The sequence below is a fragment of the Zobellia sp. 1_MG-2023 genome, assembly GCF_030549125.1.
In the GTDB taxonomy this organism is placed as follows: Bacteria; Bacteroidota; Bacteroidia; order Flavobacteriales; family Flavobacteriaceae; genus Zobellia; species Zobellia russellii.
Map to the genome: position 1 here is coordinate 145099 of NZ_JAUOSY010000006.1, position 24523 is coordinate 169621.

The 24523-nt window shown below is 38.2% G+C and carries 21 protein-coding genes; 7 read left to right on the forward strand and 14 right to left on the reverse strand.

Annotated features, from left to right (window positions below):
- Nucleotides 1-11 precede the first annotated feature (11 nt).
- From Q4597_RS13915 to Q4597_RS13945, 7 genes are all read right to left on the reverse strand, one after another.
- Complete coding sequence (locus Q4597_RS13915; protein ID WP_303406666.1) at nt 12-278, reverse strand: protealysin inhibitor emfourin; 267 nt, start codon at nt 276-278, stop codon at nt 12-14.
- The gene (locus Q4597_RS13920) at nt 278-1294 is read right to left on the reverse strand and encodes a M4 family metallopeptidase (protein WP_303406668.1); all 1017 of its coding nucleotides are present in this window, start codon (nt 1292-1294) and stop codon (nt 278-280) included. The genes Q4597_RS13915 and Q4597_RS13920 overlap by 1 nt, the downstream gene beginning before the upstream one ends.
- Before the next feature lie 105 nt (nt 1295-1399).
- Nucleotides 1400-2485, reverse strand: a complete 1086-nt coding sequence (locus Q4597_RS13925; RefSeq protein WP_303406670.1) for an amidohydrolase family protein — start codon at nt 2483-2485, stop codon at nt 1400-1402.
- The gene (locus tag Q4597_RS13930; protein ID WP_303406672.1) at nt 2469-3077 is read right to left on the reverse strand and encodes a nucleotidyltransferase family protein; all 609 of its coding nucleotides are present in this window, start codon (nt 3075-3077) and stop codon (nt 2469-2471) included. Before Q4597_RS13930 ends, Q4597_RS13925 begins: the two co-directional genes overlap by 17 nt.
- The gene (locus tag Q4597_RS13935; RefSeq protein ID WP_303406673.1) at nt 3077-4087 is read right to left on the reverse strand and encodes an XdhC family protein; all 1011 of its coding nucleotides are present in this window, start codon (nt 4085-4087) and stop codon (nt 3077-3079) included. The genes Q4597_RS13930 and Q4597_RS13935 overlap by 1 nt, the downstream gene beginning before the upstream one ends.
- Nucleotides 4088-4137: 50 nt before the next feature.
- Complete coding sequence (locus Q4597_RS13940; protein WP_289062740.1) at nt 4138-6366, reverse strand: molybdopterin cofactor-binding domain-containing protein; 2229 nt, start codon at nt 6364-6366, stop codon at nt 4138-4140.
- A gap of 56 nt (nt 6367-6422) precedes the next feature.
- The gene (locus Q4597_RS13945) at nt 6423-6884 is read right to left on the reverse strand and encodes a (2Fe-2S)-binding protein (RefSeq protein ID WP_289042008.1); all 462 of its coding nucleotides are present in this window, start codon (nt 6882-6884) and stop codon (nt 6423-6425) included.
- A 407-nt stretch (nt 6885-7291) separates the two neighbouring features.
- Here Q4597_RS13945 and Q4597_RS13950 point away from each other — a divergent pair, with 407 nt between their 5' ends.
- The 3 genes from Q4597_RS13950 (at nt 7292) to Q4597_RS13960 (ending at nt 9809) form a co-directional block, all read left to right on the forward strand.
- Nucleotides 7292-8377: a VWA domain-containing protein gene (locus tag Q4597_RS13950; protein ID WP_215440305.1), complete on the forward strand. Its 1086-nt coding sequence runs from the start codon at nt 7292-7294 to the stop codon at nt 8375-8377.
- A 216-nt stretch (nt 8378-8593) separates the two neighbouring features.
- Complete coding sequence (locus Q4597_RS13955; RefSeq protein WP_215440303.1) at nt 8594-9421, forward strand: OmpA family protein; 828 nt, start codon at nt 8594-8596, stop codon at nt 9419-9421.
- A 211-nt stretch (nt 9422-9632) separates the two neighbouring features.
- Nucleotides 9633-9809: a hypothetical protein gene (locus Q4597_RS13960; protein ID WP_215440301.1), complete on the forward strand. Its 177-nt coding sequence runs from the start codon at nt 9633-9635 to the stop codon at nt 9807-9809.
- A gap of 18 nt (nt 9810-9827) precedes the next feature.
- Here the strand turns inward: Q4597_RS13960 and Q4597_RS13965 are convergent, their stop codons facing one another.
- The 4 genes from Q4597_RS13965 to Q4597_RS13980 are packed head-to-tail and all read right to left on the reverse strand — an operon-like array spanning nt 9828 to nt 13396.
- Nucleotides 9828-11294, reverse strand: coding sequence for a M14 metallopeptidase family protein (locus Q4597_RS13965; protein ID WP_303406677.1), 1467 nt, complete (start codon nt 11292-11294; stop codon nt 9828-9830).
- A gap of 8 nt (nt 11295-11302) precedes the next feature.
- On the reverse strand, nt 11303-11938 hold the full coding sequence (locus tag Q4597_RS13970) for an N-acetylmuramoyl-L-alanine amidase (RefSeq protein WP_303406793.1): 636 nt from the start codon (nt 11936-11938) through the stop codon (nt 11303-11305).
- Nucleotides 11939-11985: 47 nt separating this feature from the next.
- Entirely contained in the window at nt 11986-12402 is a 417-nt protein-coding gene (locus Q4597_RS13975) for a 3D domain-containing protein (RefSeq protein WP_215440297.1), read from the reverse strand.
- Between the two features lie 34 nt (nt 12403-12436).
- Entirely contained in the window at nt 12437-13396 is a 960-nt protein-coding gene (locus Q4597_RS13980) for a D-glycerate dehydrogenase (RefSeq protein WP_303406678.1), read from the reverse strand.
- A 96-nt stretch (nt 13397-13492) separates the two neighbouring features.
- Between Q4597_RS13980 and Q4597_RS13985 the strand changes: the two genes are divergently transcribed.
- The gene (locus tag Q4597_RS13985; protein ID WP_303406679.1) at nt 13493-14821 is read left to right on the forward strand and encodes a serine hydrolase; all 1329 of its coding nucleotides are present in this window, start codon (nt 13493-13495) and stop codon (nt 14819-14821) included.
- Nucleotides 14822-15095: 274 nt separating this feature from the next.
- Here Q4597_RS13985 and Q4597_RS13990 read toward each other — a convergent pair whose 3' ends face one another.
- The gene (locus Q4597_RS13990; protein ID WP_215440291.1) at nt 15096-15938 is read right to left on the reverse strand and encodes a 1,4-dihydroxy-2-naphthoyl-CoA synthase; all 843 of its coding nucleotides are present in this window, start codon (nt 15936-15938) and stop codon (nt 15096-15098) included.
- Between the two features lie 326 nt (nt 15939-16264).
- On the opposite strand from Q4597_RS13990, the gene Q4597_RS13995 reads away from it, so the two are divergent.
- From Q4597_RS13995 to Q4597_RS14005, 3 genes are all read left to right on the forward strand, one after another.
- Nucleotides 16265-18886, forward strand: a complete 2622-nt coding sequence (locus tag Q4597_RS13995) for a PAS domain S-box protein (protein WP_303406681.1) — start codon at nt 16265-16267, stop codon at nt 18884-18886.
- Between the two features lie 5 nt (nt 18887-18891).
- On the forward strand, nt 18892-19299 hold the full coding sequence (locus Q4597_RS14000; RefSeq protein ID WP_215440287.1) for a response regulator: 408 nt from the start codon (nt 18892-18894) through the stop codon (nt 19297-19299).
- A gap of 106 nt (nt 19300-19405) precedes the next feature.
- A complete protein-coding gene (locus Q4597_RS14005) occupies nt 19406-21640 on the forward strand; it encodes a PAS domain S-box protein (protein WP_303406683.1) in 2235 nt (744 codons plus the stop codon).
- Between the two features lies 1 nt (nt 21641).
- Here the strand turns inward: Q4597_RS14005 and Q4597_RS14010 are convergent, their stop codons facing one another.
- Both Q4597_RS14010 and Q4597_RS14015 read right to left on the reverse strand, forming a co-directional pair.
- On the reverse strand, nt 21642-22889 hold the full coding sequence (locus Q4597_RS14010) for a glycosyltransferase (protein WP_303406684.1): 1248 nt from the start codon (nt 22887-22889) through the stop codon (nt 21642-21644).
- Between the two features lie 68 nt (nt 22890-22957).
- Nucleotides 22958-24469 carry a DEAD/DEAH box helicase gene (locus tag Q4597_RS14015; RefSeq protein ID WP_215440283.1) on the reverse strand — a complete coding sequence of 504 codons (1512 nt, stop codon included), beginning with the start codon at nt 24467-24469 and terminating at the stop codon, nt 22958-22960.
- Nucleotides 24470-24523 lie beyond the last annotated feature (54 nt).

Consider the following 24523-nt stretch of genomic DNA (forward strand, 5'->3'; position numbering starts at 1 on the left):
GAACTTGCAGTTCAGTTGTTTCCTTTTTGAATATCCGTAATAAAAGTGCGGAGGGAACTCGGAAGATTGGACTCATTAAACTGAGATTCATACACTCCGTTATTATCCATAAGCTTTACGGTATACGTAAAACCGTCCCGTATTTGACTATTTTTTTCTTGCTTTTCCGCAAGGGCATTCAGCATTTCTTCTTCCTTGGCTTTATCCAAGTCTATTTCACCTTCAAACTGTCTGGGAATTCCCGTAAATCCGCCTTCTATGTTTATATGATATTTCATTAGACAACAATTGGGGTTAGACCTACTTGCGAAAAACTCGTACTTACCGCCTCAACAGCGGCTTCAGCAACTCTATTTTCCGATACCAGCTGCTGTGCGGTACTTACCAATGTTTCTACCATATCATTAAAATCTGCCGTACGCCAGAGTGATTTTAATGTTTCGAACCAAATTAATGCACAATCATCAATGCCAATTTCCAAACAACAGAGATAAAAAGCTTTATTGGGTATACCTGAATTGATGTGCACCCCTTGGTTATCCCCTGCTCCGTTGTAATAATTGTCCATGTGGTCCGGCTGTGTATCAAAATCATTGGCCGTACCGGGAGCTTTCATAGAACGAATGGCCACCCCGGGAAATGCCTCCGTTACCACACTATCTCCAATAAGCCAATCCGCTTCGGAAATATCCTGTTTTAGATACTTTTGCTTGATGACCGTACCAAAAACATCCGAAAAATGTTCGTTGAGCGCCCCAGGTTGACTTTGATATTCCAAGTTGGCGAAAAACTGGGTTACGCCATGTACCAACTCATGGGCTACAACATCTATGGCACTGGCAAAATCAGTGAATTCTTTACCGTCACCGTCACCATACGTCATTTCGTCGCCATCCCAGTAGGCGTTATTATATGCTTCGCCATAATGCACATTAGAAATAATATCCAAACCGTTTCCATCAATGGAATTAAGACCAAAAGTCTCTCTAAAATAATCACGAACAAAACCCGAGGTCTCATAAGCCTTATTCACACTTTCATCCTCTACATCATCTTGCCCCTCTTTTCGCACCAACTCCAACCTTTGCTCGAACTGATTTTTAGAATCATAGATAAAACGCTCTCCATTACCTTCCGCTTCGTTGCGTAACAAAAGATTGTTTAGACTGCTTCGTCTGCGGTCAACAATTCTAGCCGAATCATTTAAAGCTCTTTTACAACTAGTATTACCGTATTTTGCCAATTTTTCAAGTAAATAAGGCGGAATTATAAAGCAGTGGGTCTTTGAGCACATGGGTTTAGGGTTTAGGGTTTAGGGTTTAGGGTTTTAATTTCGCTCGATTTTAACGTATTCGCAAAAAATAAGCGTTAAGATTTTCTACGGATGTTGTAAAGCCGATTAGTCAACCGGAAATAAGCTTTTATCTAATCCAGGAACCAAACTAAGCGCGTTCTTATAATAGACTTTCTTAAGAACTTCATCCGGTAAGTTTAAACCGTACATTGCCCAAAACGCGTGATACTTTTTATAATAAGGAAAGTATTCATCATTTGTTTCCAAGACCCTAAAATAGGTTGGAAATTCTTCTGGTTTCCAGCTATCCTTACCGAATAAAATGCGGTCTTGATACTTAATGAAAAACGCTCGCGCATTTTGCGGCTGACGCCCTAACTCTGCAATGACGGCCGCTATACCTACATACATATTGGGAATTTCGTCTAAAAACTTTCCCAATTGCTGTAAATCGTTGGCATACCAACCCATATGGGCGTTTATAAATTTTGTTTTGGGATGTTTTTTGAACATACGGTGCTGTTCATCAATTATCTGTTGCCATGGTGCTGGGTCTGTATCGGAACGTTTACGGCGTGAGTGTGTTTTCAGCTCCAACCAACGTTCATTATCAGAATTCATATCATCCCAAAATGATTTTGGATCTGCGGAATGAATCAACACCGGCACACCTAGTTCCCCACATTTTGCCCAAATAGGGTCTAAACGGGCATCGTCTACGGCTAGGCGTTTTCCATCACTATCTAGATTCCGAAGGCCCAAGCTTTTAAAAACTTTTAAACCTCTGGCACCTTTTTCAATATCAGCTTCCAATTGTGCCACCGTTCTTTCTGTCCAACCAGGTTTTCCGGCGCCATCAAAATTTACATTGGCAAAAACAACAAACCTATTGGGGTAATTCTCCGCAATATTGTCTACACTTTTTGCAAGTTCATTACCGGAACCGCCACTTAGGTTCACCATGACTCCTTCGTTTAGGGCATCCATATCGGCAACCAAGTTTTTAAGACTTTGCGCACTCATATTTCTCTGGTGACTATGAATATCAATAAAGGGGTACTTGGCCCGCTTTACCTCATGACCGGGAACAACCAACGTAGACTTTGGGTTGTATTCCTCAAAACTCATTTCTTGAGCCGCTAGGCCACCACTGATCAATACTAAAAACGCAATATTAAGTTTCAGGTTCATTCCTCTGTTTTAGTTGTTCATAATCTTCTGCCGTATCAATATCCACTACACAGTCACCTGCGGAAATTGTTATAATTTCTTCCCGCTCCAGCAGCTGTTTTGCCCCAAAATCCTTATCCAGCTTTAAAAGCTCGTCAAAATAGCTTCTGGGGAAAAGAGCGGGTACTCCTGCCCTATTCTTATAAGCTGTAGCGATTATTCTATTTTGGTTATTGGACGATGCCTCGATCAACGAGTTTAAATACTTAAAATTGATTAAAGGCTGATCCGCCAACATTATGAGTACTCCTGAAATAGTGTTTCCCGATTGCAACAACTCTCTTACACCACAAGCAATGGAACTACCCAAACCGGATTGCCACAAGGGATTTTCTACACAACGCTCCCCTTCTTCTAGATGAGATTGTATCATGCGGGCATTGGCTCCTAAAACCGTCATCACTTCCGTGCCATTTGAGGCTTTTGCTGTCCGGATCGCATGTTCCAATAACGACGTGTTTTCCCAAGGCAACAATTGTTTTGGCCTACCCATTCGCGAAGAAGCTCCTGCGGCCAAAATTAGAATAGCAATGTGGTCAGGGGTCTTCTTCATTAAGTATGTATACTTCCCAATTTGTTCTTGAGCATAATAGGCTCCTTATTTCTTGTAACCGAAAGTATTTCCGATAAAATTGCCAAGGCGATTTCCTGAGCTGTTTCCGCTCCAATATCCAAACCGGCTGGACCATGAATCATATCAAAAAAAGTGTCCGAAACTTCAGGGCAATGATCCATGAATTCATTCAATAACTTCTCCCTTCGCTTTGCGGGCCCCAATAAGCCCAAGTACACAGGAACTGATTCTTTGATGGCTAACAAATACTTTAAGTCACGAACGTAACTATGTGTCATTAAGACAATTGCTGTTTGCTTATCTATATCAAGAATGGACAAGGTTTCAGGCTCTTCGGTAATAAATATGTTGGCTCCGGGAAAGTCCGTTATACTTTTTTCCTCTGCCGCCGAAGCTACAACCGTTACTTCCCAACCCGTTAGCGAAGCATAGGAACATAGTTGAACCGCATCGTGTTCGGCACCAATAATAACCAATTTGAAACAAGGCTTCATGTCTTGTTCAAATAGCATTCCATCACCGTTCAAAAGCGCAGTAGCCCTAAATCCAATTTTTTCTCCGTTAAACACCAAAAACGAACTCAGGTCCGCATAACTTCCTTCTTCCTTTGTATAGGACGAAATTATTTTAAACTGTTTTCTACTTTCTAAAATGAAATCAAAAGCATTGAGAAAATCAACCTCTGGAACAAACGGTTCTATTAAAATATACAATATACCTTCGCAACCCAAGCGATAGCGCCCATCATAAATCATCATTTTTGGCACATCGTCCTTAAAAACTGTTTCTGCCTGCCTAACAATTTCTTTTTCTACACAACCACCACTTACGGCCCCAACTCTTTTTCCGTCTTCTTGAATGAGCATACGCACCCCAGGCCTACGGTACGAAGAGCCCTCTAAAGCAACGACCGTCGCGAGGACGGTCTTTTGCTTCTTTTTTTTAGCGGCTTTATAAGCCCTAACTATGTTTTTTAGTTCATGCGTCATATAAACCGTAATCGGATTAAAGAAAATGATTTTTTATCATGGTCTATTTTCTAGCCCAATATCTCTTCTTCTTTTACCTTCCACAATTCTGCATCTTGTATAAAAGGTTGCTTGTATACCCTTTTGCCCGTTGCAGCTTTTAGCGCATTAGCTACGGCCCCACCTGCTGGCGGCAGCGTTGGCTCTCCCAACCCTGTTGGAGAAAGTTCATTTTGCACCAAATGTGTTTCTACCACAGCGGCTTCTTTCATACGTCCCAAACGGTATTTATCGTAGTTGTTGGCCGTAGGCTGTCCGTTTTCAAATCCAAAACTGCCGTACATACTATGTCCTATACCGTCAACAATACCACCTTCAATTTGGTTTAACGCGCCCATTGGGTTTATTACAATTCCGCAATCTACAACACAGGTTACTTTTTTAACTACCGGTAGACCATTTTCAATCTGAACATCGGCAACTTCCGCAACGTGCGTATTATGGCAATAGTATGCCACAAACCCTTGGTAAGTTCCTTTAGGCTGTTTTCCCCAACCGGATTTATCAACGGCCATTTTTATAATATTTTGCATGCGCTCCGGCGAATATTGAATTCGTTCATCTTCCGTACCTTTTACCTTTTCCAAAAGGTCTAAACGCATCTTAATTTTATCTACTTCCATTTCTTCGGCAAGTTCATCAAAGAAACTTTGTTCCGCATATGCTAGGAAGTTTGTATATGGTGCACGCCATGCCCCAGTGGTAATATTACTTTTATAATTGGCTACATCTACCTGATAGTTCTCTACGGCACCTGCTGGAAAGAAATTAGGAATTAGACCATACATGTTTACATTAATGGCAGCTTCTTTCAATTGATAACCGGTTAATTGCCCATCTTTAATAGCCGCTTTAATCCTATATTTAATGGCCGGTCTGTAAACACCGGTAGACATATCATCTTCTCGTGAAGAAACCATTTTAATTGGTTTTCTTACAGCATTACTAATTTCTGCAGCTTCATATACAAAATCGCCATAGAGCCTTCTACCGAAACCACCTCCCATTCGGGTCATTTCCAAGTGAATGTCCTCTACATCACGTCCTAAAAGTTCTGCTACGGTATTGGCCGCATCTTCTGGAGTTTGCACAGGACCTACCAAATGAATTTTTTCATCGGTTACGTTGGCAAAAAAGTTCATGGGCTCCATACAGTTATGAGGCAGGAAAGGCGATTCATAAGTGCGTTCCAAAACTTTATCCGCTTGTGCAAATGCCTTATCAACATCTCCATCCTTACGCATGGTAACAAATTCCTTACCATCTAAAAGGGCATTTAATTTTTCATCATGAAATTCATTGCTCTCCAAAGGAGTAGCTTCTTTCCAAGTAGCTTTAATCGCTTTTTTACCTTTAAAAGCGTCCCAAGTAGTTTTTGCCAAAACCACAACTTTACCTGACCCACTAAGTTGGGCCGTCCAGTTTACTTTTTCCCCACCTAATAAAGCTTTTGCTTTGTCTCCAATCTGAATAACATCTACAACTCCCGGAAGCGCTTTAGCCTCTGTAGCATCAAAAGAGACCAATTCTTGCCCAAAAGCGGGAGGTCTAAGAACGGAAGCATAAAGCATTCCTTCTTCCTTATAATCAATACCAAATAATGGTTGACCTGTAACAATTTTATCAATATCTACATTACGCCTATCCGTACCAATGATCTTATAATCCTTAGGTTCTTTAAGGGTAACGTTTTCAGGTACTTCCAAAACAGCGGCTTCATCTACAACATCACCGTAGCTTAAGGTCTCGCCTGCTTTGTTCGTAATTATTCCTTCGCTTACTGACAGTTCCGATGCATCTACGTTCCAACGTGCCGCAGCGGCATTCACCAACATTTGCTTGGCCGTAGCCCCTGTTTGACGCAAGGCATCCCATCCAAAACGAATAGACTGGCTACCGCCTGCAATTTGTCTTGTATAGTTCTTTGTGTCCAAGGCTCCTTGTTGCACATATACCTTATCCCAAGAAACATCTAGTTCCTCGGCTATGATCATAGGCATGGAAGTTTTTACACCTTGTCCAATTTCCGGGTTGGGTGAAAAAATAGTTACCGCACCGTTTTTGGCTATTTTTATAAAGGCGTTAAAATCATTGTAATTTAAATCTGCCAGATCCACTGGAGGTTTTACATCTGACTTACAAGCTGTAAAAAGGTTGAAACCTATTAAAAGGCCACCACTTGCCAACGACGACGTTCGTAAAAAATTTCTTCGACTAAATTGTATGGATGATTGTGACATGAGCAGTTTGTTATAAAATTGCGGCTTTTGTTCAATTCAAAAGCATAATAGAATTTTTAGGCCATTTTTTCGGCAGCAACACCAACCGCTTTCTTGATACGGTTATATGCGGCACATCTACAGATGTTACCGTTCATTGCATCTTTTATTTCCTCTTCGGTTGGATTTGGATTTTTTGCCAGAAAAGCAGAAGCCGTCATCATTTGACCGGCTTGGCAATAACCACACTGTGGCACGTCTACTTCTTTCCATGCTTGTTGTACGGGATGCGAACCATCTTCGGACAAACCTTCTATTGTGGTGATTGACATTCCTTCTGCTGAGGCTACAGGTAAAGAACAGCTTCTAGTAGCGTTACCCTCTACATGAACCGTGCATGCACCGCATTGAGCAATTCCACAACCAAATTTTGTGCCTACCATATTTAAATGGTCGCGTAACACCCACAATAATGGGGTGTCTTCACTTGCTTCTACCGTTTGGGACTTTCCGTTTACCGTGAGTTGATAGGTTGGCATATATTTTCTTTTAATTAAGTTTCTGACTTTAACCTTTACAAGGTATTAAAATTTTAATCTTTCAATCGTATTTTAACAATTTCTTTAGCTTTAACTAGCACTATTTCAACACAAATTTTTCAAAATTCTCCTACTGACAGTGTATAAAGTTCTCACTCGCACTATTAAGATAGAAATATCACCAATCTCACCTCTATCATGTAGAGAATTTTATGTTGATTTTTCATGTTCTTGCCAGAATTTCATTTTCTATTCCATTAAACAAAAGATATCCAAAAATAATTTTGACCGGTTCCGAAAATCCATACCAAACCTTGTCATTAACATTCTTTAACATCTTTTTTTTCCGTCATCATACTTTTAATTGAAAATTTGCGTTGTGATGGTTGAACGTAAAAACCTTGAAAATGAATTCCTCCTTAAATCGTATTTTATTTTTATTCTCAATTGTATTGTTCGTTTCCTGTGGAAATGCCGATGATGATGTAAATTATGCCTTGAATACAGGCGATGGACTCGGAAAAGGACAGCCAGTTGACAAATGTCTTGACCTTGGGGAAAATGACTTAATACTTTCCATACAAGATCAATTTACTAAAGACCCCGGAAAAGTTTCTGTTTTCTTTAAAGTTTCCAATAGTGACGGTACACCGGTATCAGGATTGACCGCAGACCAGTTTACTATTTATGAGCAAGGCCGAAATGATGAGTGTTTTAATACTATTTCAACTTCGGAGTCCAATGCCAGAATTTCTCCTAACGAGCAAATATTTTCTAGCAACACCTTGTTAATACTAGATTTAAGTAATAGTGTTTTAAGCGGTAGTCTGGAAGAATTGAAAAGTGCTAGTACCAGTTTTGTTAACACGGTAATGCCGGCCACTACTCAGGAATCTTACAAAATGGCCATTTATTGGTTTGATGGTGAAGATGTCCTGCACGAACTTAACCCTCTAACTTCTGAAAAATCTGAATTGACCGAAGCTATTGCCGGACTCAATAAAGATATAAGCGGTGATGTTTCTACAGACCTTTACGGAGCTGTTATTAAATCTACCGATATAGCCTCAGATCTATTGAGCGAAAGTACAAAGGGAGATAAAATTGGGGCTGCATCCGTAGTTATATTTACGGATGGTAGAGACCAAGCTTCACGCTACTCTAAAGAAGCCGCTCAGAAAAAGGTTGATACGGCGGATCCAAATATTTCTTTTTTCACTATTGGTTTAGGAGCTGAAATAGATACGGAAGCGTTAACCGCTATTGGAAAAACCTCTAGTGAGTTTGCGGCAAATAAGGAAGAATTGGAAGATACTTTTAATAAGATATCCGATTTGGTTTCCGAAAGAGCAAGTAGTTTTTACCTTTTTGAGTACTGTAGCCCAAAAAGAGGCGGTGACAATAACTTAGCAATTCAAGTTAAAAAAGGAAGCTTACAAGGCGCCGTTCAGACGAAATTTAATGCTGACGGCTTTACCGGAGGCTGTGAATAAGACTTCGGTTCTTATCAAAATATAAAAAAAGACACCTAATTTAGGTGTCTTTTTTTATGGGACATATTAAAACTGTGGCATCTCAATATCAAACAATTACACTGCTATTCAACCTGTTTCTATAACAGATAATCGAAAAATGTTAATAGGCTTTAACATCTAATTATAGCCCTGCTTCGTATTACTAGTAATCAATATTATAACAAAACATTTAAAATGAAAAAATCGATTATCCTAAGTACGCTTGCCGTTACGCTAATGGCATCTTGTGTTTCTAAGAAGAAATATGTAGCTCTTGAGAATAATTTATCAGAAACGCAGAGCGCATTAACGAAGACTCAAGTTGAGAAAGAAGAACTTGAAGGTAAAATGGCCAAGATAGAAGCTCGCGTTGTAGAATACAATTCTAAAATCAATTCCTTAAAGGAAATTAACGATAGCCAAATGACTTCTGTTGATGATGTTGCCGTAATGAGCAACAACACCAAAGCCAAAATGAGAGCCACACTTGCAAAAGTTGACCCTTCTAAATTGGCCGAAGCTAAAACGTTGCAAGATTCAATGAACTTGGCTATTTCTTACAACCTAAAGAAATCTATCTCTGATGATGAAGATGATGTAGATGTGAACATAGACAAGACTGTTGTTATGATAAACATCTCGGATAAACTTCTTTTTAATAGCGGTAGCTACCGTGTAAGCAGTAAGGCCAATAAGATTCTTGAAAAATTGGCTCAAGTAATCAACTCTGAACCAAGTATGGAAGTTATGGTAGAAGGTCACACAGATTCTAAAACCATTAGCACTGAAATGTTCCGTAACAACTGGGATTTAAGCGTAAAGCGTGCTACTAGCGTTGTAGATATCCTTCAGAACAAATACAAGGTAGATCCAACTAAAATGATTGCTGCCGGTAGAAGTAGCTACTTGCCTTTAGTAGATAATGATACAAGAGAAAACAGAGCGATCAACAGACGTACTAAAATTGTTATCATTCCTAACTTAAACAAGTTCTTTGCTCTTTTAGATGCAGAATCGCTTTAATAGCAAATAAACTTAAGTTAATAAACTTGATGGTTAAAAAAGGGAGAACATACCGTTCTCCCTTTTTTTGTGCCGTTTGACGAATTAAAATAATATTAAGTAGGGTTTTTGACTACTTCGTTGTCTAAAGAACAACGAGTACCCCCATATTCGAAAATGAACGCCTACATCCTAAGAACACGTGCTATGCTAAATGGCAAAATTAGAACACATGGATGTATTAACAGTTATTATTCAAAACACCGCTTTAAACGGAATGCCTAAATGGTACCAGGCCTTGACCCTTTCGTTATTTGCATTAATTGCAACAATGGCAATTACAATGTACTTTAGAATTGCTATACACGCTTCGGAAATGTCCGAAATGGCTACGCGGTTTGGCTATTAGCAGCTAGCCAAAATACCCTTAGCGGTAAATCATTGCATTTTTAAAATTCGTTTTTTTATCGCTATTTAAGTCGATAAGAAAACCATTTATTACGGCATGCGTAAAGACCCCATCCTTTTTAAGAAGAAAGGTTGGGTTTAGCCCTACTTCTATTGAAAAATCAGGCACCTCATACCTCTTGCCAATCATATGGATAGGAAAAGGAGATGCCAATTTTGTTGTAGGTATATTTTCGACCCGTACATAGGCATAACCGGATTTTAAAAGAGCGCGTATATCCAAGCTTCCCAAGGCTTCTATAGAACTTAATAATTTAGGGTATACTTTACCTTGAACTATGGCGTGCCCTGTAGCGTCTAAAGTTTCATATCCGTAATAGGTAGAAAGGTCTCCTTGGTCCAGTATCCTACTGCTGTACCAGAAATTGTTATGCCCTTTTTTATCTACCTCCAAACGGTTCATTCCAATATCTAAAATGTAATCCTTTCCCGAAAGAGGATATGTTGCATTTTCAATTTTAAGGTCAAAAAGTTTCCTGTCATTTTCCGGTATTTTGTCATATTCGGAAATAGCAATATCCTTATAATTTTCTTTCGCAATCGTATAGATAGCAGATAGGATAGAAACATAATTCAATTTTCTGATTTCTTGCTTTTCTACATCGTTGTGATAGCCTCCAGACTCAATTAAAATAGTACTTGTGCCCCATTTTTGAATATTGTCCCCAAAAGCTCTAGGCTCAAAATCATCATTGTAACGCCCCACTTGTCCCGGGGCATATTTTTGGATAATATTGTTCATAAAGACAATAACCTTCATGGCGTTGCCCCGCTTTTCGTTTATCTCCTTTTCGTAGTTGTATGCCGGCGCCAAATAAGAAATGGTAGCAGGTTTTTCGGTTCTTTCTGCATTGTAGTACGTACTTTGGTCATGCAGGTTAAAACCAAAATCGGCATCCAAACTATCACGCACTCGTTTTAATGTTTGCCCTTCGGGGGATTGCAACCGCAATGCATCACGATTAATATCAATTCCCAAAAGGTTTCTACGTTGAAAAACTTCCGCTCCATCCGGATTTAGCATCGGTAGAAAATGTAAGGTGCAATTGGCTAGAATTTCCTGTTTTTCGGAAGAAAAGTCATCACTGTTCAAAAAGTTGAAAATATCAAAAATAGCCTGTGTAGCCGTTGGCTCGTCCCCATGCATTTGTGACCACAAAAAAACATCCGTTTCGCCTTCTCCAATGCTAATCAATGACAACGAACGGCCTTCTATTGAAGTACCAACTTTTGCCACTTTAAATTTTGGATTGGTTTTGCACTTCTCTATCAAAGGCTGTATATCCTTATGCTTAATGCGTCTCTTTTCTAGTAACGGCTCTTTGTAGGTTTCGTAAGTTTCATAAAGTGAGGTGGTTAAATCTTGCTGCTGCGCGGTAGAATACAAACTTGTCAGCAGAAATAATACAGAAAAAAATACTCTCATTGGGTAATCTATTTTTGGGGTACGGGTTCAAAATTAAGATATTTAACGGCCTGTCTTACCTTGTTCGTAAAATCTTGTCCGGGATTCGTTTTTACGGTACGGTAACCTTTGTCTTTTTCCAGCCATAAAGGATGCCCTTCAAAATTAGTATATTCATAATGCCCTATAACAAAATCTATAGCATATTTATTAGCCAAATATTTAACTAGTTCAATATTGGCTTTGAGCTGTGCTTCAGTGAGTGGTAAGGCCTCCGTACCTCCAACATTCTCTATTCCAATAGCACAATGGTTAAGACCAATAATATGTCTGGCCATTGTGGTCTCCGGTAAAAGTTGGTAAATGGTACCATCGCGGTCTACCATAAATTGAGAAGACACATTTAAACCACTTACATTTTTAATATCAGGTCGCCAATTGGGTAAGGTTGGTGGGTTAAAGGCTTCAAAAGATTCCTCTAGGCTTGGTATTACAGTCCAGTGCAAAACAATCATCTTGGGGTTTATATTAGGGCTGCTCCGCTCCAACCCGTAACGATCTTTAAGATATTCCAAGCTTAGTTGTCTGCGGGTTTCATCAAAGATTATAGGCTTATCTACAATTTTGGGAGACCGTACTGTTTCCTTTACGGGCTTACAGTGCATAAAAACTACACAGCATAAAAGCGCTGCAAGTGTTCTAAATTTTTTAATCATTCTTTTTTAATATCGGCTTCCCGCTTAACACGGTATCTAATTTTAAGTTTCTTTTTACCCCAATCCCTAGCTTTATCAACATCGGAACCCATATAAACATCAATTTTATTTTTCCATCTGCTGTTCATCTTATCCATCACCACATAAACTCCCTCTAGACCCGGAATTTTTACATGGGTACCACGTTCCAGCCCCAAATCCAATAAATCCTTAGAAATGGCAATAGCTTTCATGCCCGGAGAAAGTGTGTCTCCCCAAGCTGCCAAACTGGGCTGGTCATCTGTCTGCCAATGAACAGAATTATAAGCGGAAACATGCACTTCTTTTGTTTTCCAGATATACTCATTCTCCTTTTCTGTACATGATTGGTACAGAAAAAGAAGCAATAGAAGTACTATTATCTTTCTGAACATAGCTAAAAGGATTTCCTTTAAAGCTACATAATTTTTAAAATACAGGATAAGGTATAGGTTCCCCTCTATGAAACGCCAAAATATTATGTGCCGCAAAAACTGACATTTGATCACGGGCTTCAACAGTGGCAGAACCAATATGTGGCGTAACCGCTACCTGCTCCATAGACAATAAAGGATTATCTTCTTGCATAGGTTCAGGATCGGTTACATCAAGCCCTGCGCCCCATATTTCCTTGTTTTCCAAAGCAATAATCAAGTCCCTCTCATTATGGACCTGTCCCCTTGCGGTATTAACAAAAATAGTTGTAGGTTTCATTTTTTTAAATGCCTCGGCATTAAACTTGAATTTTGTTTCCGGGGTAAGTGCACAATGCACAGAAATTACATCACTCTGCTCTAGAAGTGTGTTAAAATCTACTTTTGTTGCCCCAAGTTTCTCTTCCGCTTCTCTGTTTGTAGAACGATTGCAATAAATTACATTCATTCCATAGGCACCTTTACAACGGTGGGCAAATTCCAATCCGATCCGCCCCAATCCAAAAACACCAACAGTTTTATTTTTAAGCTCAATGCCCAAATTGGCTTGAGGTCTAAAATGTTGCCATTCACCTTTAGCAATGGTCTTGTGCATATAGAACATTTTTCGGGATACGGCCAAAACGAGTGCAAAGGCCATATCTGCCGTAGCATCGGTCATAGAGTTGGGGGCGTTGGCAATAGGAATACCGAGCTTTTTTGCCTCCTCAACATCAATATTATCATAACCTGCCGCATATTGCGATATGATTTTTAGATGACTGTTCGCATTTAAAAAATCGGCATCCAACTTGTAGTTATTAGTGCTCAATAATGCATCGTGTTTTGCCACTGCCTCATAGAGCTCTTCTTTGGTCATGGGCCGGTCCTTGGTCCATTTAGTTACTTCAAGACCTTCGCTTTTCAGCAAATCAATGCCTTTGTCGGGTATATTTAGAGGTACGAGTATTTTCATGGTAAGCAATTTATAAAATCTAACAGACTGTTTTACAAATTCATTTACTTTTACACTTTTTTGGTGTATTTTTCATCTCAACATCCCAGAAATTCCATGAAAATTATCAAACGCATCCTTTTAATTTTATTTGTACTTCTTACCGTGGCCGTATACTTTAATTTCCCCAAACTAAATTTCATTTCTGGTTATGCCTCAAAAAATATGGCCTCAACCGTTTTTATTACGGACCGTAGTGCCGAATCCGTTCAACTTAACGATAATGATGTTCCCCTCATAAAACTTGCCGATGTTGAGACGGACGGCAAGAGTGCATCGGCCTCTGTTTTTGGGCTTATGGAGCGAAAAGCCATCTGTAATGAAGGTTTGGGCTGTACGCTAGTAAACGATGATTATGACCCAAATACCATAATCCCCACTCCGCAGCGTGTAAAACAAAATAATAAATTAAAATTCCCTTACGGGGATGAAGAAGCCAAAGACACCATTTTCAGCAACGTAGATTATGACCAGCTGCAGAAAGCTCTGGAACATGCTTTCTCTAACAATGACGTGCAAAAGACCAGAACGGTGCTCGTAGCCCATAAGAACCACATCATAGGAGAAAAATATCTGGAAGGTTTTACCAAAGACACCCCCATATTGGGCTGGAGCATGACCAAAAGCGTATTGGCCACCTTATACGGTATTTTAGAATACAATGGAAAAATAGACCTGAATACGCCAGTACTTTTAAAGAACTGGGACAAGGACAACAGGAAGAATATTACCTTGAACCATTTGTTACGAATGCAAAGTGGACTTGCTTGGGACGAAGATTATACCGCTATATCCGATGTTACACGCATGCTTTTTATGGATGCTGACATGACCAAGGCACAAGGAGAGAAAGAAGCTATTGCTGCGCCAACTGAAATCTGGAACTACTCCTCGGGCACTTCTAACCTATTATCCGGCATTTTAAGGAAAAGGTTTAAAACGCATCAAGAGTACATTAACTTTCCTTACAAAGCCCTAATTGATAAAATTGGAATGAGCAGTATGCTCATTGAAACCGATATGAAAGGAAATTTTGTAGGATCATCCTACGCATGGGCCACAACACGGGATTGGGCCAAATTTGGCCTGTTATATCTTAACAAGGGTAACTGGAACGGAGAACAACTTTTTGATGCTTCTTGGGTGGACTACGTTTCCAAACCCACTTTGCACTCAGACGGTACCTATGGCGGCCATTTCTGGCTTAATGCCAACGGAAAATATCCCGATGTACCTAGAGACCTTTATTCCGCTAATGGCTATCAGGGCCAACGTGTTTTTATCATTCCATCAAAAGATTTGGTAGTGGTACGGACGGGACTTGCCGAAGAACCCGATTTTGATATAAACCTTTTCCTTAAAAATATACTAGCCGCAATCAAATAAATCCATCATTTTAGGCTCACGAAACACGTACGAAAAAACTTAAATATCCTTTTTGCGTCGTTACACAACAATTTTACCTTGGCTCGCAACAATAGTTTAGAGAAACGACAAGCATGCCGTAAGTTTACAGTGTTACAAAAAACAAAAAGTAAATTTTTTCATTTTCATATAGTGTTCTCGATGAAAGAGCCTTTTCCTTACCGGATGGGCTTTTTCTGGTTTTAAAAGGATTGTGTTTCAATAGTTAGACATAAAGAAATGCTTCACCAAAGCATCATGGAATATATTTATTCTTTCCAAAGTTAGGTTTCCGCTTTTCTAAAAATGCGTTTCTCCCCTCTTTTGCTTCTTCAGTACCATACGCTAAACGAGTAGCCTCACCTGCAAAGACTTGTTGACCAACCATACCATCATCCGTTAGGTTCATTGCAAATTTTAGCATTTTAATGGACGTAGGCGATTTTTCAAGTATTTCCTGAGCCCATTGATAAGCGGTATCCTCAAGTTCATCATGCGGTATTACAGCATTTACCATTCCCATTTCATATGCCTCTTGAGCAGAGTAATTACGACCTAGAAAAAAGATTTCACGCGCTTTTTTCTGCCCTACCATTTTTGCCAGATAAGCCGACCCATAACCACCGTCAAAACTGGTTACATCGGCATCGGTTTGTTTAAAGATAGCATGTTCCTTACTCGCCAAGGTAAGATCACAAACTACATGAAGACTATGACCGCCTCCTACGGCCCAACCCGGTACTACCGCAATAACCGCTTTGGGCATAAAACGTATCTGCCGCTGTACTTCTAAAATGTTAAGACGGTGCATACCGTCCTCCCCTACATATCCTTGTTCTCCTCTAGCCTTTTGGTCTCCACCACTACAGAAAGCATATACGCCATCTTTGCTCGAAGGTCCTTCCGCCGAAAGTAAAACCACTCCAATAGAGGTGTCTTCCTGAGCATCATAAAAAGCCTGGTAAAGTTCACTTGTAGTCTTTGGTCTAAACGCATTACGCACATTTGGCCTATTAAAGGCTATGCGGGCCACACCATTAGATTTTTTATAGGTTATATCTTCAAATTCAATTGCTGTCTTCCAACTTGGTTTTTGCATGAGGTAATTTTTAAGCTCTTGCAAAGTAAAGCAATTTGAAAAAACAAATTAGTATTGTTGAAGCATCAAATTGTTGTTTAAGATGCACATTATCAAAAAAATTGTTACGGTCTTTTAATGTTTTGAGAAAAGATTTTAAAAAATACGTATAAGTGATAAAAAATTCATTTATTGTAAGATATTAACTATATTAATATACAATAAATTAGCTCAATTAATGTCGAATTAGTTAATATGTACCTTGGGTATCAATTTTATAAAATTTCGAACAGAAATACTTTATTCAATTAAACCTTAGTTGCTTGTAAAAGTACAAGCTTAGTTATATGAATATTGAAAATTTTCAAATACAAAATTTAGATAGCGCTATAGCAGAATTAAATGCTATAGCCAGAATAGGCTATTGGATTTTTGATATTGAAACAGGCACATATAATCTTGACCAAGTTTGTTATGAAATACTGCAATGGCCAAATGGCATTGATTTACGTGATGAAAAAACTACTGGGTATTGTAGGAATCAAAGCAAGTGGGAATTTATTAAAAAAATTATAGCAAATTCCGCTAAAACCAACACATCCTTTAACCATGAAGTTGAATTAGAAGTTCCCAACGGAACTTCAATTTGGGTACTGTTAATTGGTAAACGCATTAAATCCTCTGATGAGCGAATAAAAGTTTCTGGAATGATACAGGATATTACGGTCCGTAAAGTTTCGGAGAACGAATTAATTGAAAAAAACGAGCTTCTAAATTTCCAAGAAAACAAAGCCAGTATTGGCCATTGGAAATGGGATTTGGAAACGAATCTAATTACTTGTTCCAAAAATATATCGCGAATCGTAAAAGTGCCTTATGGAAAACGCATTACAATTGATGAATTAACGGAAGCCGTCCATCCAGAAGATATTGAAGACGTTAGGTCTTGTCTCAATAATGCTATTAAAAACAAGAAATTTGAAACATTTTTTCATCGTTTCTTACTAGATGATGGTTCTGAAAGAATTATTCAAGTTTTGGGAGAACCCATCTTAGACGAGAATTCTGATTTAAAAGGTTTTATATGTAGCTCTCAAGACATTACCAAAATAAAACAATTTGAAGATGAACTTTTAGAAAAAAACCAACTCTTTAAAGTTGCTCAAGAGCGAGCTAAATTTGGATATTGGCAATGGGAGGTTGCAAGTGATACTATAATAGGCTCCGAGAATATGGCCCGTCTTCTTAAAATAGAAGAAAACTCAAAGTTTACTTTAGATACTTTATTGAAAGATGTACATCCGGAAGACGAAGACCACGTAAGAACCAGTCTAAAACAAATTATCGAGAAAAAATATTTTGACGGTTTTTCGCATCGCGTCATAATAGATAACAAACTAATCTATGTCAAAGTACAAGGGAAGGTTATAAAAGATTCAAGTGGTGAGATTGTAAATGTTCTTGGAGTTTCCCAAGATGTAACCGACCAAAAAATTATTGAAAATGAGCTTAGAAGTAACAATCAACTTTTAGGTTTTGCTGAACAAATTTCAAAAATTGGTAACTGGCAGTGGGATTTTTCCACTAACCACATAAAATGGTCAGCTAATCTCTACCGCATTTTTGAAGTTGACGAAGGAACACCCATTTTTTTTGATACTTATTTTGGTTTTATTCACCCGGATGATAAAGAAAGGGTTACAACCAAAATAGATGCATTAATAGAGCACAAAAAATTTGAGGGAGTTGTACACCGGATTGTACTAAAAAATGGTAAGATAAAAACGGTAGAATTATTAGCTACTGTAAACATTGACCGTTCTGATAATGTCACTGAAATGCTGGGTACTTTGCAAGATGTAAGTGAACAACGGGCAGAGGAAATGAAGTTTAAAGCTTTATTGGAATCCGCTCCTAACGCAACACTTATTCTTGGTAAGGACAACATTATACAAATGATAAACTTACAGGCAGAACGTCTGTTCGGTTATACGCCGCAGGAGCTGGTAGGCCAATCCATAGACCTTTTGATTCCATCTAGGTTTGATGAAAGACGCGCTCCTCTGAGAGATGCCTTTTACGCCAATCCAGAAATAAAAACTTATGATATTGGTGATGATTTTTATATGTACGATAAACAGAAAAATGAAATTCCCGTTGAGGTAACTCTGGGACCTCTACAATTGGAGGGAGGCTTTCTTTTATCTGTAGTAGTAAGAGATATAACGGCAGAAAAAGATTACCAGCATAAAATTTTAAAAGCTAAAGAAGAACTAGAAGTACTCACAGAAGAATTAACGGCCCAAAATCTACAACTGGCAGATTTTACCCAGATAACATCTCATAACTTACGCGCACCGGTAAGTAATCTAAATTCACTTGTAGATATTTATAAGTTGATTGATAATGAGGAAGAACGAAATGAGCTGTTCGAAAAATTTGAAATTGTAATTTCTCATCTCACCCTAACCCTTAATACGCTCATTGAAGCATTGAGTACAAAAAATGATACTTCCGTAGAACGTAGCGAGGTTTCTTTTAGAGAAGTACTTATGAGAACACAAGAGATATTTACTGCTGAAATCTCAAAATGCAATGCCGTAATAAAAAGTGATTTTTCTGAAGTAGACACTATACAATGCCACAAAATATACCTAGATAGTGTTTTTCAAAATTTAATCGGCAATTCTTTAAAATACAAATCCAAAGAACGTATACCACAAATAGAAGTTACCTCGGAAATAAATGATGGCAACGTAATTTTAAAATTTAAGGATAACGGTTTGGGTATAGACCTTGATAAACACGGTCATAAAATTTTTGGTTTGAACAAAGTTTTCCATAATCATCCTGAAGCAAAAGGCATTGGTCTATTTATGACCAAAACTCAAATTGAAGCTATGGGAGGAACTATAGCCATAGAAAGTAAAGTAAACGAAGGCACCACCTTTATTATTAATTTTTTTTAAAACATATGAAAAACCCCTTTCACCTTTGTATTGTTGATGACGATGATATCTATAGGTTTACAATTATTCAGTCCGCAAAATTCTTAAAAATCGAACATAAGACCTCGGTCTTTCCCAATGGAGAAGAAGCTATAAATTATATAACAGAAAATCAAAACAATGTAGAGGCTTTACCCAACCTAATACTACTGGACATTGATATGCCCATAATGGATGGCTTTCAGTTTTTAAAAGCTTATCAAGCTCTTGAGGACAAAATAAGCAAGAAAATTGCCATCTATATGGTTTCCTCTTCTGTAGACCCAGAAGATATTGAAAAGGCCAAAAGTTATACATCTGTTATAGATTATTTATCCAAGCCTTTAAAAAGTGAACAACTCAAAGCTATAATAGAAAAATATCTCGTTAAATAGAATTACCAGAGCATGAGAGAATTATTCATTTGAGTTATATCGCAAATTAAACGTAACTTATAAATCTATACTTGATGATATAGGCCTAAGCCCCCAAATACGGAGCATGAAAGATCATAAAAATATTATTGGCCCAGACAATGCCAGCGCAATTCGAGCTTTGCTCCGAATTGGCACTTGGAAGTTACATTTGGAAACCAATACTTATGATTTTGATAATGCCGCCTATGACATCCTAGAAATTCCCTATGGCACCATATTACACCGAGGACAAAATGGACCACTAGACCGACCTAAAAAAACATCAGAACAAATTGAAAAGGGTTTAAACAATCTAATAGAATTTGGCATCCCGTTTGATTATGAACTAGAGTTCACAACACCAAAAAAAAACAAAAGGTGGCTTCATATTTTGGCCATGCGAAAATTAGAAAACGGCATTTGTACGGAAGTTGTGGGTATACTCCAGGACATTACCAAAATAAACCATAGGGAGAATAAACTTTTTCAGCAAAATCAATTATTAAATCTTGCCGAACAAAAAGCAAGGTTAGGCCATTGGAATTGGGATTTTAAAACTGATACTTTTACCTGTTCTGAAAATATGTGCCGTATACTGGACTTTGATACTAATACACAAATTCCCCTAAACACTATTCTGAATAATATATATACGGACGATAAGGAATATGTTAAGGAACGCTTGGCAAGCAACCTCAAAAACAAGTATTTTGAAAATTTTACACATAGACTCGTTACCTATAACGGAGAGATAAGAACCATTGAAGTTTCAGGAGATATTTATTTGGATAAAGATGACAATATCATTAATATTCTTGGTGTTTCGCAAGATGTTACTGCTTATAAGAAAATTGAGTTAGAGGTAATCAAAAAGAATGAACTTCTGGCTTTTGCGGAACAAAAGGCATTATTAGGCCATTGGCAATGGAATATAAAAACAGATGAAGTTTTTTGGTCTGCCAACTTGTATTATCTTTTTAAGCAAGAAGAAAACTCCAAACTAGAGTTCGATACTTATTTTGGTTACGTGCATCCAAAAGACCAGCAAGCTGTAACGGTACATTTTAATAATGCTATTGAGGACAAGGTGTTCAATAAGATTATCCATCGTATTCTTTTAAAAGACGGCACTCTAAAATGGATATTATTGTTAGGGGAAGTAATTGTTGATGAAAAAAATGAGATTACAAAGCTTGTTGGCACCTGTCAAGATGTAACCGAACAGCAACAACAAGCAATAAAATTTAAGGGACTGGTTGATTCCGCACCTAGTGCTACGCTAATAATAGGTAGCGGTAATATGGTACAGATAATCAATAAACAGGCCGAAAACCTTTTTGGGTATTCCCCTGAAGAATTAGTAGGGAAATCCGTTGAATTATTAATACCTACCAGATTTGAAAAAAAGAGAGCGCCACATCGTAAAAAATTCTTAGCCAATCCCAAAGTCCAAAAAATTGATCTTGGCGAAGACTTCTATATGATTCATAAATCAGGAAAAGAGATTCCTGTTGAGGTAACCCTAGGCCCTTTGGAGACCGATGAAGGTTTGCTTATTTCTATGGCCATAAGGGATATTACCGCAGAAAAACGTTACGAACGTAAAATTTTAAGGGCAAAAGAGGAACTTGAGATACTTACCGAAGAGCTTACCGCCCAGAATTTGCAGCTTGCGGATTTTACCCAAATAACATCTCACAACCTACGCGCACCCGTGAGCAATTTAAATTCGCTTGTAGATATATATAAACTTGTTGACAACGAAGAAGAACGAAAAGAACTGTTTCAAAAATTTGAAACGGTAATAGACCACCTTACCTTAACCCTTAACACCTTAATTGAAGCTTTATCCGCTAAAAGTAACACCGCCATTTCACGAAGCGATATCAGTTTTAGTAAAACCCTGATAAAAACTCAAGAAATTCTCACTGCCGAAATCACTAGAACTAACGCAGTAATTACAAGTGACTTCACCAAAGCGGACACTATAAAATATCCCAAAATATATTTGGAAAGTATTTTTCAAAATTTGATAGGCAACTCATTAAAATACAAATCCCAAGACAGAATACCCCGTATAGAAATTACCTCAGAACTAAACAATGGCAATGTTATTTTGAACTTCAAGGACAACGGTTTGGGCATAGACCTTAATAAGCATGGACATAAAATATTTGGGCTGAATAAAGTTTTCCATAAGCATCCAGAAGCTAAGGGAATTGGTCTGTTTATGACCAAAACTCAAATTGAAGCTATGGGAGGAACCATATCAATAGCGAGCAAGGTAAACGAGGGCACTACTTTTAGTATTCAATTCTAAGTCACAAAACCTTCTTATTCTTCTCTTCTATCCATTTAGAAAGGTACTTGGTACTTTGCATACTTTGGTGTTGAAGCAAACTACCCATAAAGTTTTGCTCGCGGTGTTCTTTAAGCTTTTCCTGAATAGTATGTAATGAAGTAGCTAATCGCTCACCTAATTTCTCTTGATTATAAAGTTCATTTATTAGAGTTACCCCATTTTGCTGTGCTTCTTGCCAATTTTTCTCCGAAGTATAAAGTCGTACAGCCTCACTGGCCAATTCCTGGGGAGTTTCGGCAATTGCACCGCTCCAGTTCAAACCTTCGCGCATGCCTTCTGCCCCAATAGTTGTGGTTATACTTGGGGTTCCACTTTGCATTGCCGTGGTAAGTTTCCCTTTAATACCTGCTCCAAAGCGTAATGGAGCAAGGTTTATTCTTGCTTGCTTTAGTACGGTCATCGCATCTTCTGCCCATCCCTTTATAAAAAAACCCATGTCCGGTTTGTGCAATTGGGTTATTTGTTGCGGCATATATGCTCCGTAAATGGCCACTTGAGCTTCTGGTAGCGCTTTTCGTATTAAAGGCCATATATAATGGTACAACCATTTAACGGCATCTACGTTTGGAGCATGTTTTCCGTTGCCAATACAAACAAAATTACTCCGCTCATTAAATTTTGGCCAAACTTCTTGCGTTTCCGGTGTTATGAGCTCCAAGAGAAAAGGAAGGTGCAAGAGTAAGCTTTTATCAATCCTTAGAGTTTTAGTCATTAATTCCATTTCAAATGAAGAAACCATTAATGAAAGATCGCACCTTAGCATACTTGCTACTTCACGCTTGGTTATATCATCTTTTACCCAATCCTTAAGTGCAAAAGGAATTCCTTTTTTATGTGCAAGTTCCCTCACTTTTCTAAGGGAATGCAAATCTTCTGTATCAAGCACTTTTAGTGCCTGGGGCACATTTTCGGATACCCGCCAACCAAATTGTTCCTCAGTTAAAAAACGGTCAAAAAGAACTATGTTCGGGTCTATTTCCTTTAAAACTGCATCAAAAGTGGAATCATTAAGTGCAATGGACTTTGTTTCTATTTGAAGTTCCTCCAAATCAAGTGAGAGTTCTGTTCTAGATGCAGCGCTTGTAAAGATTATTTTGTACCCTTTACTCTTAAAAAAAAGAAGAAGCTGCAACATACGGTTTCCCGCAGCCGTAGATGCGGGTTCAGGCCAGGTAAATCCAATTACCAAAAGGACACTTTGCTTCACCCTTAACTATTTTTCTATTCTGTGAATATATTGCTTTCCTAATCAGCTCCTTTTAGAAACGGAGCTCGTTACATCTTAGCAGCGAACATACGAGAAATACTTGAGCGTAACTTGCGTTCGTAATCCTCTTCCAACCACTCTTTGTAGTTTTTGGTGTTGTTCATAATACAATAAGAATACTGTCTTACACGATACTTAATCTCCTCTTTAAGTTCTTTAGCCAAAATACGTGCATCAAAAACATCTTCGGAGTTTTCCACACAAATTTGTGCGTGTTGATCAATACTACGCTCCAACACAATCTTGGACCGTAATCCTTGTGCAAAGACCTTCTTGTATTCCTCTTTTATATTAAACTCAATATTGGTAGAGTTTTTGAATTTTTCTCTAAGGGCAGCAGGCATTTCATAAACGAACTCCTTCTCAATTTCTTCATCATTCTTGATGTTTTCCAGATAGAAATCCGGAAAATGGAAAATCTCCTGCCAATCTATAGGCGCATCCCAAAGACCAAAACGTGCAACGTTATTCCCTAAATCAACTACGGTAAATTCACTTTTATTTGGTAAAATACGCGACCCACGACCAATCATCTGAAAATATAATGTAAGTGATCGTGTTGCCCTGTTCAATATTATGGTTTCTACGGATGGTTCATCAAAACCAGTAGTAAGAATACTGACTGATGTAAGTATAGCATCCGGTGTGTTGGAGAACCACTCTAAAATCTCCTTACGCTCCGTTGCCGTGTTCTTATTATCTAAATGACGAATATTATAGCCGGCCTTCTTAAACGTTTCATATACGTAACGAGACGTATTAATACCGTTGTTGAAAATTAACGTTTTGGTACCTTCGGCTATTTCTTTGTATGCAGAAAGTAATTTACCCAACATACTCTGGTTACTGTAGAGTTCATCAGATGATTTTACCGTATAATCACCGCTTATACCCAATTTAAGACTCTGCAGACTTACATCATAATTATACATGTTTCCCTTGGCCAAGAAGTTTTTCTTGATCAGAGAACCAATAGATTCGCCCACGATCAACTTTTGATAGTTGTCTTTCATGGGTAATTTTATATTTGAACTCAAGGGTGTAGCGGTCACCCCTAGAATAGTAGATTTCTTAAAGAATTTAAAAAGCTTCCTAAACGAGTTGTAGTGGGCCTCATCAATAATAACGAGCCCAATATCGTTAATTTCAACTTTCTCTTCCTGTAGTCTATTATTTAGGGTTTCTACCATGGCAACGAAACACATGAACTTATCCTGATCGGTAAGTTCCTTTACTTCGCTATTGATAATCTTGTTCTTTACACCAAAACTGTTAAGCATTCTAGAAGTTTGCGTGCTTAGCTCAATACGGTGTGTTAAAACCACGACCTTCTTGCCTGTTTTTTGGATATAACGACGGGCAATCTCAGAAAAAACAACGGTCTTACCACCACCTGTAGGTAACTGGTACAACAAATTTCCCTTCTCTTCAGGATCTTCCAAATGCTTGAAAATGGTATTCAGGTCTTCTTCCTGATAATCGTATAGTTGCTTTTCGGTGGTATCTTTTTTTAACTCCAAGTAGGGTCTAAAATTTAGCGTTCAATTAGTGTAAATAGGTGGGGTTCCTAAAAT

What these genes read in the sequence shown, in the direction of transcription:
- Q4597_RS13970 (WP_303406793.1), bottom strand. Translation starts at nt 11,938, where the DNA reads ATGCACTGTAAGCCCGTAAAGGAAACAGTACGGTCTCCCAAAATTGTA.
- Q4597_RS13990 (WP_215440291.1), bottom strand. Translation starts at nt 15,938, where the DNA reads ATGCAAAAACCAAGTTGGAAGACAGCAATTGAATTTGAAGATATAACC.
- Q4597_RS13940 (WP_289062740.1), bottom strand. Translation starts at nt 6,366, where the DNA reads ATGTCACAATCATCCATACAATTTAGTCGAAGAAATTTTTTACGAACG.
- Q4597_RS13930 (WP_303406672.1), bottom strand. Translation starts at nt 3,077, where the DNA reads ATGAAGAAGACCCCTGACCACATTGCTATTCTAATTTTGGCCGCAGGA.
- Q4597_RS13935 (WP_303406673.1), bottom strand. Translation starts at nt 4,087, where the DNA reads ATGACGCATGAACTAAAAAACATAGTTAGGGCTTATAAAGCCGCTAAA.
- Q4597_RS13955 (WP_215440303.1), top strand. Translation starts at nt 8,594, where the DNA reads ATGAAAAAATCGATTATCCTAAGTACGCTTGCCGTTACGCTAATGGCA.
- Q4597_RS14005 (WP_303406683.1), top strand. Translation starts at nt 19,406, where the DNA reads ATGAAAGATCATAAAAATATTATTGGCCCAGACAATGCCAGCGCAATT.
- Q4597_RS13980 (WP_303406678.1), bottom strand. Translation starts at nt 13,396, where the DNA reads ATGAAAATACTCGTACCTCTAAATATACCCGACAAAGGCATTGATTTG.
- Q4597_RS13915 (WP_303406666.1), bottom strand. Translation starts at nt 278, where the DNA reads ATGAAATATCATATAAACATAGAAGGCGGATTTACGGGAATTCCCAGA.
- Q4597_RS13975 (WP_215440297.1), bottom strand. Translation starts at nt 12,402, where the DNA reads ATGTTCAGAAAGATAATAGTACTTCTATTGCTTCTTTTTCTGTACCAA.
- Q4597_RS14000 (WP_215440287.1), top strand. Translation starts at nt 18,892, where the DNA reads ATGAAAAACCCCTTTCACCTTTGTATTGTTGATGACGATGATATCTAT.
- Q4597_RS13985 (WP_303406679.1), top strand. Translation starts at nt 13,493, where the DNA reads ATGAAAATTATCAAACGCATCCTTTTAATTTTATTTGTACTTCTTACC.
- Q4597_RS13965 (WP_303406677.1), bottom strand. Translation starts at nt 11,294, where the DNA reads ATGAGAGTATTTTTTTCTGTATTATTTCTGCTGACAAGTTTGTATTCT.
- Q4597_RS13950 (WP_215440305.1), top strand. Translation starts at nt 7,292, where the DNA reads ATGAATTCCTCCTTAAATCGTATTTTATTTTTATTCTCAATTGTATTG.
- Q4597_RS13945 (WP_289042008.1), bottom strand. Translation starts at nt 6,884, where the DNA reads ATGCCAACCTATCAACTCACGGTAAACGGAAAGTCCCAAACGGTAGAA.
- Q4597_RS13920 (WP_303406668.1), bottom strand. Translation starts at nt 1,294, where the DNA reads ATGTGCTCAAAGACCCACTGCTTTATAATTCCGCCTTATTTACTTGAA.
- Q4597_RS13960 (WP_215440301.1), top strand. Translation starts at nt 9,633, where the DNA reads ATGGATGTATTAACAGTTATTATTCAAAACACCGCTTTAAACGGAATG.
- Q4597_RS13925 (WP_303406670.1), bottom strand. Translation starts at nt 2,485, where the DNA reads ATGAACCTGAAACTTAATATTGCGTTTTTAGTATTGATCAGTGGTGGC.
- Q4597_RS13995 (WP_303406681.1), top strand. Translation starts at nt 16,265, where the DNA reads ATGAATATTGAAAATTTTCAAATACAAAATTTAGATAGCGCTATAGCA.